Annotated in this window: 12 protein-coding genes and 1 pseudogene; 4 read left to right on the top strand and 9 right to left on the bottom strand. The window is 43.0% G+C overall.

The features are described 5' to 3' along the window. Positions 1-408: 408 nt before the first annotated feature. The 9 genes and pseudogenes from CFS04_RS07835 to CFS04_RS13175 form a co-directional block, all read right to left on the bottom strand. Entirely contained in the window at positions 409-1,521 is a 1,113-nt protein-coding gene (locus CFS04_RS07835; RefSeq protein WP_088810092.1) for a glycerate kinase, read from the bottom strand. Between the two features lie 11 nt (positions 1,522-1,532). Further along, complete coding sequence (locus CFS04_RS07840) at positions 1,533-3,677, bottom strand: glycoside hydrolase family 65 protein (protein WP_088810093.1); 2,145 nt, start codon at positions 3,675-3,677, stop codon at positions 1,533-1,535. Further along, the gene (locus tag CFS04_RS07845; RefSeq protein ID WP_088810094.1) at positions 3,674-4,702 is read right to left on the bottom strand and encodes a Gfo/Idh/MocA family protein; all 1,029 of its coding nucleotides are present in this window, start codon (positions 4,700-4,702) and stop codon (positions 3,674-3,676) included. Before CFS04_RS07845 ends, CFS04_RS07840 begins: the two co-directional genes overlap by 4 nt. Before the next feature lie 15 nt (positions 4,703-4,717). Next, the gene (locus CFS04_RS07850) at positions 4,718-5,509 is read right to left on the bottom strand and encodes a sugar phosphate isomerase/epimerase (RefSeq protein WP_088810095.1); all 792 of its coding nucleotides are present in this window, start codon (positions 5,507-5,509) and stop codon (positions 4,718-4,720) included. Between the two features lie 12 nt (positions 5,510-5,521). Then, positions 5,522-6,574, bottom strand: coding sequence for a zinc-binding alcohol dehydrogenase (locus CFS04_RS07855; protein WP_088810096.1), 1,053 nt, complete (start codon positions 6,572-6,574; stop codon positions 5,522-5,524). 78 nt (positions 6,575-6,652) lie between these two features. After that, on the bottom strand, positions 6,653-7,504 hold the full coding sequence (locus tag CFS04_RS07860) for a carbohydrate ABC transporter permease (protein WP_088810097.1): 852 nt from the start codon (positions 7,502-7,504) through the stop codon (positions 6,653-6,655). Continuing rightward, on the bottom strand, positions 7,491-8,372 hold the full coding sequence (locus CFS04_RS07865; RefSeq protein WP_088810098.1) for a carbohydrate ABC transporter permease: 882 nt from the start codon (positions 8,370-8,372) through the stop codon (positions 7,491-7,493). The genes CFS04_RS07860 and CFS04_RS07865 overlap by 14 nt, the downstream gene beginning before the upstream one ends. Before the next feature lie 93 nt (positions 8,373-8,465). Beyond that, the gene (locus CFS04_RS07870; RefSeq protein ID WP_088810099.1) at positions 8,466-9,770 is read right to left on the bottom strand and encodes an ABC transporter substrate-binding protein; all 1,305 of its coding nucleotides are present in this window, start codon (positions 9,768-9,770) and stop codon (positions 8,466-8,468) included. Next, a pseudogene (locus CFS04_RS13175) lies at positions 9,767-11,457 on the bottom strand (alpha-amylase family glycosyl hydrolase). The gene CFS04_RS07870 and the pseudogene CFS04_RS13175 overlap by 4 nt, the downstream one beginning before the upstream one ends. 209 nt (positions 11,458-11,666) lie before the next feature. On the opposite strand from CFS04_RS13175, the gene CFS04_RS07885 reads away from it, so the two are divergent. From CFS04_RS07885 to CFS04_RS07900, 4 genes are all read left to right on the top strand, one after another. Then, positions 11,667-12,686, top strand: a complete 1,020-nt coding sequence (locus tag CFS04_RS07885; protein ID WP_088810101.1) for a LacI family DNA-binding transcriptional regulator — start codon at positions 11,667-11,669, stop codon at positions 12,684-12,686. 192 nt (positions 12,687-12,878) lie between these two features. Further along, positions 12,879-13,211 carry a PadR family transcriptional regulator gene (locus CFS04_RS07890; RefSeq protein ID WP_088810102.1) on the top strand — a complete coding sequence of 111 codons (333 nt, stop codon included), beginning with the start codon at positions 12,879-12,881 and terminating at the stop codon, positions 13,209-13,211. Continuing rightward, positions 13,204-13,791: an HAAS domain-containing protein gene (locus CFS04_RS07895; RefSeq protein WP_088810103.1), complete on the top strand. Its 588-nt coding sequence runs from the start codon at positions 13,204-13,206 to the stop codon at positions 13,789-13,791. The genes CFS04_RS07890 and CFS04_RS07895 overlap by 8 nt, the downstream gene beginning before the upstream one ends. A gap of 1 nt (position 13,792) precedes the next feature. Continuing rightward, complete coding sequence (locus CFS04_RS07900) at positions 13,793-14,884, top strand: DUF4097 family beta strand repeat-containing protein (RefSeq protein ID WP_088810104.1); 1,092 nt, start codon at positions 13,793-13,795, stop codon at positions 14,882-14,884. Positions 14,885-14,890: the final 6 nt, after the last annotated feature.

Here is a 14,890-nt window from a genome sequence, read left to right on the forward strand (position 1 = left end):
ACTCTTTAATAAACGTTCTTTATTGTCACCACATGATTAACTAAATAACTTTTCCATGATTAAAATAAAACCACGGACAACGTAAAAATTACAGAAAATATTTGGCTTTATTTTATATCGCTGAAAAGAAAAATGTTATAAAATTTTAAACGCAATAAAAAAACTTAAACTTTTGTTTCAATCACACCCTATCATATTATAATTGATAACTTTGAAACGCTTGTGTAGTTTACACATTTCAAATCTTGTTTGTGGCAATTCTTTAAAGTTCTACCTTATATCCTACTTCAGCATTATGATAAACAAAAATAAGCATAAACCTAGTAACTACCATCCTCAAAATGGCTTTATTACTAGATTTATGCTTTTAAATCTATTTATCTTGAAACGAACTCAAAAAATCAGCTTTTAGAAGCCTCTTGTCACTAGCGCTGCGACATTGCGAGCTGTCCGTTCAATATTTTCAGCCGCGTCATAGAGCGTTTCAGCAAGCGAAGCTACACGACCTATTGAAGGGAAAACAGCCGTAATACCTTTTGAATAAAGCTCCGAAACGTCTTCTGTCACACTACCACAGATGGCGATGACGGGCACGTTTTTGGGGGCACATTTTGCTACACCAAGCGGCGCTTTTCCTTGCGCGGTTTGACCGTCCATGCGCCCTTCGCCCACAATGATAAGATCAGCATCTTGGCAGACTTTTTGCATCTTTAAGCGAGCTAAGATGAATTCAATTCCAGCGTTTAGTTCCGCAGAAAGGAATTCGGCAAGTCCGGCACCCATTCCACCTCCCGCTCCGCTACCTGGTTCAGTTGGAATGCGGCCAAAATGGCGGGTATAAAAATCGGCGAGCATGGCATCAACGCGGGCAATTTCAGCTTGCGGCAACCCTTTTTGAGGTCCAAAAATGGCTGTCGCGCCGTTATCCCCACAAAGCGGACTCGCCACATCGCTTATGACGCGAATTTTGACGTTTTCAAGCGCCTTTGGAACACCTGTGCCATCAATTTGCGTGATGCGCGCTAGGTTTTCACCAATTGGTGCCACTTCATTTCCCGCAGCGTCTAGGAAGCGGTAGCCCATACCTGCTGCCATTCCAATTCCACCATCATTTGAGGCGCTACCGCCAACGCCGACTAGAATTTCTGTGGCGCCCAAATTTATCGCATGGCGAATGAGTTCCCCGACGCCAACTGTGCTCACTTTTAGAGGGTTGCGCATTTCACGCGGGATTAAGTCGAGCCCGCAAACTTCGGCCATTTCAATGAAAGCAGTGTGCTCTTTAAAAGCGTATGACACATTCCGCTTTCCTCCCAAAGGGCCAGTTACTTCGAGCTCCTGAACTTCCGCTTCGTACGCGTCAGAAAGCACCGCAAGCGTCCCTTCGCCGCCATCAGCTACTGGAAGCAAAACGTATTCTGCGTGTGGGAAAACCTGCGCAAAACCTGCGCGAATGCTTGCAGCCACTTCTTTCGCGGACAAACTCTCTTTAAATGAATCGGGCGCAATCACTACTTTCATGGCGCTACCTCCTAAAATTTTATTGTTAATGTTTGTTCTAACACATATTTTTTGCCTAAAACGGAAAGCTGCATCGGCACATCCGTTTGTTTTTCGATACGAAGCGCGCTTTTTGTGAGCGCAAAAGCCAATTGTTCTCCTAAATAGCAGAACTGAAAACGCAATTCATGCCAGCTATCCGGTAAATCCGGATTAACAGATAGGACGCCGTCGCGAATTTGAATACCAGAAAAACCGTGAATCACCATGAGCCAAATGGCGCCAAGTGAGGCCGCGTGAATTCCGTCATCTGACGAGTGCGGATTATCGCCAAAATCAATGCGACAAGCCTCTTTGAAAAAGCGGTAACTAAGTTCGCGGTTGCCACACCACTGAGCTACAATGGCATGAATGGCTTTACTAAGCGATGAATCATGAATCGTTCGCGCCTCATAAAACGCTAGATTTTTTGCCATAACACTTTTTGGAAACAGCGCCGGGAATAAATAGAGCAGCATGACCACATCGGCCTGTTTTAAAATTTGCATTTCGTTGACTTCTGAACGCGCGTAGTCTAGCAAAATGCTTTGGCTACCTTGTTTTTTCTTATATTTTTCCAAAGAAATAACGGGCTTCTGTAAAAAAGTATCGTCTTGTGGAATGATACCCTCCGCGTTCGGTTTTGGCAAATGAAGTCCTTGCAAAAATTTTTCCGCCTGCGGTTTAAACGCTGGGTTCCATTTGGCGGCTTCCTGCACGTTAAAGTGCGCCATATAGTTCGTGTAGGCGTTATTATCAACGTGTTCCGTGTATTCATCAGGCCCAATGACGTCCCGAATAACGAGCTTGTCTCCCGCTTTTTCCGCGCGACTTAGCCAAAATTTCGCCGTTTCGAGGAGCAATTCAGCCCCGCAAGCGCGCATAAAAGCATCGTCTTTCGTCGCCGCGTAATAAGCCACCACCGCAAACGCAATATCCGCCACAATGTGGTGCTCCGCAAGCGCCGACGCAATTTTCTGCCGCTTCCCAGTTTGAATATTAATCGCCGCAAAAAGAGGCGTCTCCTCATCGCCACTAAAAGCACTTTCCCACGGGAATAAAGCTCCTTTGTAGCCGTTCTTACGCGCTTTTTCACGCGCTTTTTCAAGGCGGTGATAGCGGTAGAGCAGCAGGCTTTTGGCTTCACTTGGCTTTTTATGTAGCACAAAAGGTAAAATAAAGATTTCCGTGTCCCAAAAAACGTGCCCCTTGTAGCCCTCTCCGGTCAGCCCTTTCGCGCCGACACTAAGAGGCACCTCCCCATTTGGCGTCATAATTTCAAGATGGTACAGCGCAAATGAAACGAGCAATTGGTCATGCGCATCGTCCGCTTGAATTTGAATACCCGCAACTTGCCAAAATTCCTGCCATTTTGATGCTGATTCTGCCAAACAAGCATCATAATTTTCTGCTGGAATAGCAGCTATATCGATTTCAGCATCTGTGAAAATATGCGTCATTTTTTGAAGCGTTATCATTTTATTTTTCACTGCTTGATACGTTACTTTACCCGTTAATTGGCGATTTTTCGCAAAAAAAACAGCTTTTTCAGAAAGCGTTGAAATAATCGTCATGTTCGCTTGGCTTTCTGTTGTTTCATACGAAGCATACATGCGAGTTTCCCCCAAAACGCGCAGTTCCCGCTCAATTAATTGCTGTGTGCCAAAATTGGTTTGCTGCCCATCAATACCCGTTTCAATTATAATTAGAGCGTCGCCAGAAAGCGGTGTAATCGACACACGGCTCGCAATAAGCGACTTCGTTTGTTTGGACGCAAAACGGCGAAACTCCAATTGATAGGACTTGTTTTTCGGACTGCGCCACTCGATTTGGCGGACGAGTTCTCCTGTCGCCAAATCTAAGGATAGTTCAAATTGAACGAGCTTTCCTAGCTGCATGGAGAACACTTCGCCGTCCAGTGTAATTTTAAACCGCATCACATCAGGCAAGTTGACGAGTTCGGCGCTGACGCCGCCAGCAGGCTTATTGTAAAGTCCCGCTACATACATGCCGCGCACCTGCTCGGAGTAGTCCTCTTCAAACGCGCCGCGCACGCCTAGATTTCCATTTCCAACCGTAAAAAGAGTGCCATATTTATTTAAACATTCCATTTTAAATTCGCGTTCTGACCATCTCATAAATAGACACACTCTTCCTTCTCGGCGGACTCATAAAGTGCGGCAACAAGACGCTGGATGACATACCCTTGCTCGCCGGAAGCGACTTCACCCGTCCCTGAAAGAACTTTTTCAACAAAAGCCGCCATGCTTTCTGGATGACTATCTTTTTGATTAAAACGAGGTTCCCGGAGCATTTCTAGCTCGCCGTCCGTATCCGTATAAATTTCCGCTGGGTAGAGCGTTCCGCCCGCCCGATCCCCGAAAAACGCAACATCAAAAATCCGTTCTTCCTTCATATGCAAAGCAAAAGACGTTTCGAGTTCCAGCACACTCCCGTCCGCAAACTCAATCCAGCCGAGAAGCGCATCTTCCACCGTGAATTTTTCCGGATCCCAGCTGCCAAACGAGCCCGTCCGTTTTTTCGTACCAATTTTTTGGAAACTTTTTGCCATAACGCGCTTAACTTCCGGGAAATCAAGCACGTACATCGCCGTATCGAGCATGTGAATGCCAATATCAATCAGCGGCCCCCCGCCTTGAATTTCCTTGTTCGTAAACGTCCCCCAACCCGGCACGCCAGAACGCCGAAGCGCCCTAGCACGGGCAATATAAATGTCGCCAAAAAGCTTTTTCTCTTGTTTTAAAAACCGCGCTTCATCTGAAAAACGGTGGTGAAAATCATACGCGAGTACGAGCCCTCTTGATGCGGCTTCCTCAGCCATCGCGAGCGCCTCTTCAGGCGTCATCGCAGGTGGCTTCTCGCACATGACGTGCGCACCGTTTTGAAGCGCCAACATCACATTTTCAAAGTGGAAACGATTCGGCGTACAAATGCTCACCATATCCACTTTTTCATTTAAAAACAGCGATTTAGCATCCGAATATGCTGCTAAAAAGCCGTTTTGTTCCGCAAATTCCTCCGCACGCTTTAAATTCGGATCACAAACAGCCGCAAGAATAAGCTCCGGTCGCGTCTTATAATACTCAGCATGAACCGTTTCTGCCACTTGCCCTGCCCCAATTATCGCCACTCTCTTTTTCATCCCATTAACCCCTAACTACAAACAACTTTTAATATGTGCAAGCGCCTCTTTATAAGCCTGCTCTTCATTCTCACTGCGAATACGACATTCAAACGTCATATATCCATCGTAACCAAGCTCTTTTAGCGTATCGAAATGCTTTTTAAAATCAAGCGCCCCGCTGCCCGGCTGATACCGATGATTATCGGCAAGGTGAATGTGTTTCACATCTTTTTGATGCGCCGTCAGTGCCTCTGAAATACCGTCCTCTTCAATATTCATATGGTAAAAATCGGCGATAATTTTCACATTCGACAGCTCATTTTTATCAATATAATCTTGGGCATCTTGAAGCGTATTAATCATATGGTCCTGATAGCGGTTGAGCGGCTCAAGAAAAATCGTTGTACCCGTTTCGCCCGCTACCTTGTCAAGCTCAATTAGCGAAGCGCTGACCGCTGCAAAATCGCCTTCAGTAGAGCGCGGGGACGTCATTGGCGGGAGGCGATACGTGAACATGCCCCAGGCCGCCGGCACAACAATGCCTTTGCCGTTAACCTCCTTTAAAGCGCGTAAAATGGCTTTAATCTCTTCCAAACCTCGCAAACGTCTTTCTTCGATGAAATCGCCAATCCAGCCATCATAGCCGCCACACGCGGTTGAAACTGGCAGTCCGGTCGTCTTGATTGCCGCTTTTATTTCTTCTAGATTTTGAACAAGTTGCTTGCCGTCGATTTCAAAACCATCGAAGCCTAAATCTTTCACATACTGAAATTTTTCTTGAATATTTTCTGGAAAAAATGCTTGGTTTTGCGTTCCGATTTTCATCCTAATCTCTCCTTAAAAGTTAATGCCCATTTTAATGCTTTCATCTGGGTGCTGATCCACGTATTTCATGAAGCCAGCCGCGCTTTCAGAAAATGGAATGACCGGGTCAATGATATCCTCACAGTCCAAATAGCCGTTCATCAAAAGCTCAAAACACGTGTCTTCAATGCGTTTTCTGTCCCAGCGTGGATAATCTGGATTTGGTTCGCTTGCCGCACGGGAAAAGACAATTTTCGCGTTATTAAAATGAGCTTCGCGTCCTAAATTGAAGCCATCTGGAAACGGTTTGGCGAAAGCCACGTAGGAAATAATCCCACCGTATGCAATGCCGCGCAGTGCGCTTTGTAGCGCCGCCGAGTTGCCGCTTGTTTCAATAATCGAATCGGCGCCCAGTTTATTCGTCACTTTTTTGATTTCGAGGCCGACATCGACTTTTGTAGGGTCGAAAGTGAAATCGGCGCCATGTTTTTTAGCAATTTCTAGGCGATGTGCAATTGGGTCCACACCGATAACAATACTTGCACCCGCTTTTTTGGCAAGCTGGATAGCAATTTGTCCGATAGCGCCTAGACCTACAACGACGACAAAATCCCCTGCGCGAACATGTGCGTCGCGAACGCCGCTCATAGCAAATTGGGCAGGATCATAGCAAACAGCATTTTTGTAACTACCGCCGGCTGGGATTTTACGCAACTTATAATTGTTCACGCCTTTTGCAATGACGGTTTCTCGAATTTGTCCGTAAGTGAGTACTTTATCCCCGACCGCATATTCGGTCACAGTTTCCCCAACCTCCGTAATTTCACCACAAATCATGTTACCAAGCGGCAAGTCGCCGAATTCAATGCCGCGTTTCGCCCCCTCGTCGCGCTTCACAAACATATTCCATTCTGCCGAAAATTCTTCATCAATAAAAGGACTAATCCCTCTAAAATCAACCACTTCCGTCCCATGTTTTGGCGAAGCAAATTCAACCTTTATTTTCACTTCATCTTTCTGAATAGCTACTTCTTCATATTCCACAAGCGCCGCCACACGCGGCTCTGTCGCAACTAATTTTTTCATCTAACAAACTTCCTTTCAATTCAATGTTTTACTAAGTCCTCGCTTTTTGGCGAAAAATTCCGTTTACCGTTCAGCCTGCTAGCCTTTGACGCCGCCGTCAGTTAAATTCCCTTTAATAAAGCGCTCTGACAACGCGTACATAATCACAACTGGAAGCGCCGTAATAAGCGAGGCTGCCATCATTCGACCCCAAATGTAATCAGGCGTGCTAAATAGCGTGTTCAGCCCAATTGGGAGGGTGAATTTCTCGGAACTCGATAGGAAAATCGAGGCGAATAAATAGTCGTTCCAAGCAACCATGAAACAGTACACGAACACGGAAATGATGCCAGAAACGGCAAGCGGAATAATAATCCGCAAGATAATTTGGAAGCGGTTTAGGCCGTCCATCATCGCGGCTTCCTCAATATCGTCCGGTATGGTGTCAAAATAGCTTTTCAACATGAAGACAGCTGTCGGCAAGGTTTGCACCACCATTGTAATGATTAGCGACGTTTCTGTGTCATACAAGCCTAAACTTGAAATAATTTTAAACAAAGGAACGATTAACAAAATTCCTGAAAACATGTACACGGTATAAAAGCTTGCGTTTATAGTGATGCGTCCTTTAAACCGCAGTTTGGACAATGCATACGCGCCTAATATCCCAAGAGCCACAGCGACCCCAGCCGCAACGAGTGACACAATTAAACTGTTTTTAAAGTAGGTTAAAAACGGGAAAATATCAGGATTAAAAATATCGACATAATGTTGCCACGTAAAATCCCGCGGGAAAATTGTTGGGCTCGTTGAAATGGCTTCTTTCGTCCCTTTGAACGATGTCATAAGCATAATGAAAAATGGGAAAAGGGAAACTATCAAAAAGGCAACCATGGTAATATAAAACGCGATTTTTTTCGTGCGTTTTGCTTTTTTGCTACTTACCGCCATTTAAATCCACCCGCTTTCTTGTAAAAATAATAACCACGAAAATAATGACAAAGAGGATAACTGAAATGGCCGCCGCTTTTCCTAAATCATTAAAGGCAAACGCCGTTTTATACAAGTAGACCCCTAAAATGTTGACTTTATTCGTAAGTAAGTACACATCGGTGAACATATAGAACATCCAAATCGCCCGAAGTGTCACAACCGTTGCTAAAACAGGCATAATCGCCGGCAAAGTAACAATTTTAAATTTCTGCCAAAAGTTCGCGCCGTCCATATCCGCCGCTTCGTAAAGCGAATTATCAATCGTTTGTAAAATGGCAAGAAACGAAATGAAAGCGTACGGGAAATAGCGCCAAATCGCGAAAAGCACGACTAAAAAGAAACTCGAAACAGGATTATCAAACCAAAGTGGCGCAGAATCAAAAATGTGCAGTAAATCGACCGTAAAATAGTTGACAATACCATATCCATTATTAAACATATATTTCCAAGCAAAAATTAGTGAAATCGACGGTGTCACATATGACAAAATGATGAGCGACCGCGCCGTTTTTCTAAATTTAAATTCACGGTTAAAGAAAATCGCCACAGCGAGCCCAAGCACCGTACTGCCCGCCACAACTAAAACCGTGTAGCCCACTGTCAGGCCAAGCGACTTATAAAATTCTGGATCCTTTAAAATGTCCAAATAATTCGTCAACCCAATAAATGTCGATTTCAAATTTGGATTGAGCGGCATATCTAGAAAACTAATATGAATGTTCGATAGCATCGGATAAAGTACGAGCGCCGCAAGCAAAACAAAACTTGGAGCCAGCAAAATCATCGCGAGCTTAAAATCGGATCGTTTATAAACTTTTGTCTTCATAATTCCCTCCTACCGAATAAACGGTTTACGCCTATTCTTGAAGCGGAACGGCACTCTTTTCTAAAATTTCGACCAAAAGAGTGCCATCCTTTTTTATTTCCCTGATGCATTTGATTCAGCTTTAGCTTGCGCCTCTTTTAAATCCTTCGAAGGACTGCCGCCGCCAACGGTTACATTGTTAACCATTTGAGCGATGATGCCCGAGCTCGTAATATCCCCCATCTTCGTGAAGTTTTTACCGTCAACAAGTCCGAAAACTTGGATTTCGTCAAACGAAGCTGCAATTTCATTCGAAAGGTCGCCAAATGCTTGAACGACTTCATTATTTTTGTACGCGTCTTCTTTTAAAACGTCCTTATTAACCGGTTGCGCACCGCCTGGTGACATCAGTACCCAAGACGCCATATTTTTCGGTTCCGATAAGAATTCAACAAACGTACTTGCCGCTTCTTTTTGCGCCTCATCAAGCCCTGCCGAAATCGTTAAACCTGAAACCGTACCATAAACAGCTTTTTCTTTTTGTTCTGGAATCGCAAAACCGATGTTGCTCGCGTCGCCGTCTTCAAACACAGCGGGCAGAATATAAGTTGAGTAAATCGCCATTGGCGCCGTTTTATTCATAAAAGCATCTTTAATTTCCGTAACATCGTTCGAGCCTGGCATCGTGTACTGCGAAAGCTCTTTATAGTAAGAGAGCGCCTCATTCATCGGCTTCGTATCGATTGTAATATCGCCGTCAGCATTTAAAACATTCGCTTTGTTAGAAAGAGCAAACTGAGAGAAGGCTTGCTCACTCATTGTGCTTTCTGCTGTTGGCATTGCAATCCCATACTTTTTATTTTTTGCATCCGTAAAGTGTTCTGCAATTTTCAAAACATCGTCCCAGCTTTTTGGTTCCGAAAAACCAGCGTCTGAAAGAGCCTTTTTGTCGTACCAAATGCCTTGTACCCAGCCACTAATTGGTGCCGCAATATAGCTTTTGCCGTCCTCAGAACGAACTAAGTTGCGAGCTCCCTCGTAGTAGCTATCTTCCCCAACTGTTTCCATCACATTTTTAACCGCATCTTGGTCAATCAATTTATCCTTATCCATAACTTTCGCGAAATCTTGACTTACTTCCATGACAGCCGGAAGCTTTCCAGAACGCGCGAGCGTCACCACTTTTGTGTTATACGCATCTTCCTCAACCGGAATTTGCTTCACTTTAATGTTTTTATGTTCTTTTTCAAAATCGGCAATCAATTTGTTGATGACATCTAGGCGATCTTTTTCCACCGAAGAGTGCATAAATTCAATTGTAACCTTCTCATCACTCGCTTTAGACCCACCTCCGCAAGCCGTCAGTAACGCACCCAAAACAAGCACAACAACAAGTAAAACTAAGCTTTTTCTTTTCATGATTTTTCCTCCTCATTTGGTTTTAACCAGTAAAATGCATATGGTTCTAATTCTAAGGTACCGCTCCCACGATACGATTTACCCGAAATAATATCGGTGTAATTCCCTTCCTCTAAATCAAAATGTACCGTTTTATTAGCTAAATTATGAATGACTATCATTTCACCCGTTGCATTCACACGTTTTAAAGCAAACAATTCTTCGCCGCCGTCTAAAACTTCCATCGTAACGTCTGGGTGGAATAAAGGCTCATTTTTGCGCAGCGTCACGAGTTTTGTTAGCGCATCATACGTTTTATGGCGTAAACTTTCCGAATCCGCCAGTTCAGACGTAATTTCATCATAATGATATTTTTTACGATTAATCGAACGGTTATGTTTCGTTTTCTCTACGCCATCATAATCATTACGACTACCAAGCACACTTTGCACATAAATCGCCGGCACGCCCGGAATCGCAAGTAAGATGCTGTGCGCCACCAAAAAGCGCTTCAAACGCAAATCGTCCGCATCATTTATATGATTAAGCGCATCCATATACGTCACGTTCACCTCATAAGGACTTTTCGACCCGTCCGGATTTTCTTTATAAGAAACAAGCGCCCCCTCATCTTCAAGCAATTTCACAAGCGCCAAAATCTCTTCCTCTGGTACAATACCGCGAATCGGATTTAAACCAATGCCATCATGTGAAGCAAGAAAGTTAAAGTACGTTGTTTGTTTAAACGGCGTTTCAATCTCGCTTGCCCATGCCGAAAGCACTGACGCCTGCCCGCTTTTAACCGCATGGAGCACCAGTGGCGGCAACGGAAATTGATAAACCATTTGGGCTTCATCGTTATTTCCAAAATAACTAATATTATCGCGGTGTGGCACATTTGTTTCCGTAATTAAAACCGTACCTGGTTTTGCCGTATCCGCAATTAAACGGAACAATTTAATGATTTCATGCGTTTTCGGTAAATGAATTGAAGTCGTCCCCGGCTCCTTCCACATAAATCCTACCGCATCAAGCCGCACATAAGATGCCCTTCTTCCAAGTAAGACAGCAAGACGTCCACCATTTTGTAAAGCACTTCTGGATTTTCAAAGTTCAAATCAATTTGATCGTCGCTAAAAGTGGTCCAAATATTCACTTTAGACCCATCTTTTTTCAAAAAAGGAGTTAAAAGTGGCGTCGCTCTCGGTCTAGTCACCTGACTTAAATCTGTATCCGCTGGCAAATCAATGAAAAACGCCTCATACTCCGGATTTCCCGCCAAATATCCCTTAAACCAATTGCTTTCCTTTGAAATATGGTTGCACACGAAGTCGAACATCAGTCGCGTTTCGTCCGCGAGCGCCTGAATTTCCTGCCAATCGCCAAGCTCCGGATTCACTTTTTTATAATCAATAACCGAAAAGCCATCATCTGAAGAATAAGGATAAAACGGCAATATGTGCACCAGTTCAAACGAATTTTTCAAATATTTATCAAAAAACGTTTTAAATGTTGCCAGCTTCGCCTCGTCCTCCTTGAAAATTTGATCCCCGTATGTAATTAAAACAATATCCTTTTCGTCCCACTCCGCTTTACTATAAAGCGCTTTCTTTTTTGTTTCTAAAATACGCGCTTCAATTCTATCCGCAAGCTTCGGGACAACATCTGCATCATAAATGCGCGCCAAAATTTCTTGTAATTTTGCCATGATAACCTCCTTTTCGTGGTACCGCTCCCATAAAATGAATTATAAAATAGAAAGCGCTTTCTGTCAATTTATTTTTAAATTTTTTTACGAAAAGCTTTGGTATATCGTATTCTATTCTGCCGTGTTGGACAATTCCATTAAAATTGAGTAAGATACATTTAGAATCTTTTTTCATAAAACCGATACCATAAATAGAAAGGAAGATGGAATTGGCTGCCACGATATACGATATTGCGAAACATGCCGGTGTATCGAAATCAACGGTCTCACGTGTACTCAACAAACAAACGAATATTTCCGAAGAAGCACGCGAAAAAGTGCTCCGCGCCATTAAAGAATTAGATTATCAGCCTAGTAAACTCGCGCGCGCACTAACTTCCTCAGGTTTTGATGCCATCATGGTCATTTCAAATCGCTCCACGAAAACAACATCAGGAAATCCATATTTTTCAGAAATCATTCATTCGATTTCAGTAGAAGCAGAACGGGAAAATTTTGATTTAATTTTGCAAACAGCCAAAAATAGTAAAGACGAGCTCCAGAAATGCCTTACAAAAATCCAAGAAAAGATGATAAAAGGCATTATCATGCTTAGTTCACCCGCAGACGAAACCTTTTTTGATAAAATTGACGCGTATAATATTCCTATCGTTGTTACGGGGAAAGTTGAAGGCGCTTACCGAAATATTTACTCCGTCGATACCGACAATTTTGGCGACAGCTACGCCCTAACCAAGTTTCTTATCCAAAACGGTCATAAAAAAATCGCCTGTATCCATGCCCCACTCGACTACCACGTTTCCGTTGACCGCCTAGCCGGCTTCAGAAACTGTCTATTCGACCATCAACTAGATATTCGTGCAAGCTGGATTATTGATAGCGGTTATCAAATTGAAGATAGCTACAAAGCCGCTGTACAATTAATGTCAAGCGACGATAAACCAACCGCCGTTTTCGCAACCGATGATATCAAAGTCATGAGCATTTACAAAATGGCGGCTGATCACGGATACAAAATTCCAGAAGATTTATCCGTCATCGGCTACAACGACAAAGTTGCATCAACCTTTTTGTCCCCCCCACTAACATCCATTGACATTCCCATCAATCGTCTGGGACAAAGTGCTACAAAACTTCTCTTTCAAATATTAAAAGGAGAACAAAACATTCCAAAAGAGACCATCATCTCCACCAATATGATTATAAGAGAATCCATTAAAGAGATTTAAATCAGACCGAACAAAGTAGTTACTTTGTTCGGTCTGATTTATTTTAAGGAAGTATGTCTAGAATTCCAAGTAAAACTATCAATTCCATTTTAGTACCTTGCATTGAACAGTAGTTAGTGGTATACTATATTCGGGTAGTGAATAATAATCAGTACTGAGAAAATAAATATAGCAAAGAATGGAGGGCTTTTTATGGAAGTCAATCCGCAGTTTAAGAAAGGCGTCCTAGAATTGTGTTGTTTGTATTTGATTCGTTCCAAGGACCGCTACGGTTATGAACTCGCGCAACAAGTTTCCATATACATTGAAGTCGCAGAAGGTGCCATTTATCCGGTATTACGACGACTTGTAAAAGATGAATATTGTACCACTTATTTGAAAGAGTCCACCGAAGGACCCTCACGAAAATATTATCAATTAACATTAAAGGGTGAAATTTACTTGAATGAATTAATTTTTGAATGGAGTAACTTTACAAACAGCGTCACAAAATTAATGGAAAAGGAGGGAGTGCGAGATGAATAAAGAACTATTTTTAACCGAATTAGAAGAGCGACTAGCCTCACTAAATCCAGCTGATCGCGAAGAATTACTCGAAGATTACCGCGAACACTTTAGAAGTGGCGAAGCAGAAGGCAAAAGCGAAGAAGAAATCGTCCTAAGCCTCGGCACGCCAAAATCAATCGCCGAAGACATCTTCACACAACGCGAAGAACTACTTCAAGACCCTATGACTCCGCCAGAAACATACTACGTTCCAAGAAAGCCGACCACAAAAGAACGCACACCAGGCTTAAGAGTCATTTTGCTCATCGGTCTTATCTTCCTAGATTTAATTCTTTTAATTCCCATCGGCATTTCAATTTGGAGTTTTGTCATTTCACTTTGGATTTTAGTCGGTACGCTCGTTTTATCACCAGTGTTACTACTCGTTTCCCTCATGTTTGGACAAACACTCGAAATGTATCAAGGCTTTGCAAGCATTGCCATGACCGGCCTAGGCTTAATGCTATTACCAGTTATTCTTTGGTTTACAAACCTTGTTAAAAAACTAAGTGTTCTAGTCATTTCTTGGCATACTTACACGCTGAAAGGAGGACGTTAAAATGAGAAATACAAAATGGACTTGGCGCGTCTTCTTTGCCGGCTTAGCTTTACTTATCATCGGCGGAATTGGCTTTGCTTTCACATTTAATGGCAACGTGATTGAAAAAGGCGAAGCTTATAACAAAACATTTACACTGACAGATGACAAGGTTGAAAATATTACATTAAATATGGAACACGACAGTAATATTATTTTTAAGGAAAGTCAAAATGGCAAAAATTATGTAGAAGTATCTGGTCACTACACAAAAAGTGAAATCGAACAAATTAAAACGACAGAGGTGCAAAATGACGGCACCACGCTTAACCTTGAAGTTAAAAACAAAGAACCGTTTGTTGACTTTATGAAGATAAATATATATGGCAAACAAGAAATTACGATTTATTTAAACAAAGAACAAGCTCTTAAAGAACTTGTTGTAGAAGGAAATTCGTCGGATATGATGGTTTCTGACGGCAGCTTGCAGACGCTTAAAGTGAGCGCTTCTTCTGGTGAAATTCAGCTTGAACGCACAAATGCTGACCAAATCAGCGTAAACAATGACTCTGGCGACACCCGCTTAGTTGACCTCACTGGTGACACAAATGTGAAAGCTTCTTCCGGGGAAATCGAAGCCGCGCGAATTGATGGCGATTTAACGACTGAAACGACCTCAGGCGATATTGATGCCGAAAATGTAACAGGCAGCGCCATCAAATTGGTGAGCAATTCGGGTAGCATTTCTGCTGATAACTTCAGTGCGAAACAAATTTCGCTTGAAACAAATTCAGGTGATATTGAAGGCAGCCAATTAGACGGAAAAGTTCACTCAACCAGTTCTTCTGGCTCAATTGAATTAGATGGACTCGGGGCAAGCGCTTCGGCCAAAACGAGCTCCGGCGATATTGAACTAGCCTTCAATCAGGAACCAAAAACGGTCACTGTAGATTCCAATTCGGGCGAGGTAAATGTAACGTTGCCGGCGGGAATTAAAGCCATTTACAATGTGCGCTCAGATTCTGGTGACATTAAAATGCCAAACAACTCGAAAAATGCATCTAGCGAAATAAACGCGGTCACCTCTTCTGGTGACATTAAAATAAGCGATTAAATTTAG

The organism is Listeria sp. ILCC796 (assembly GCF_900186175.1).
GTDB lineage: Bacteria > Bacillota > Bacilli > Lactobacillales > Listeriaceae > Listeria > Listeria goaensis.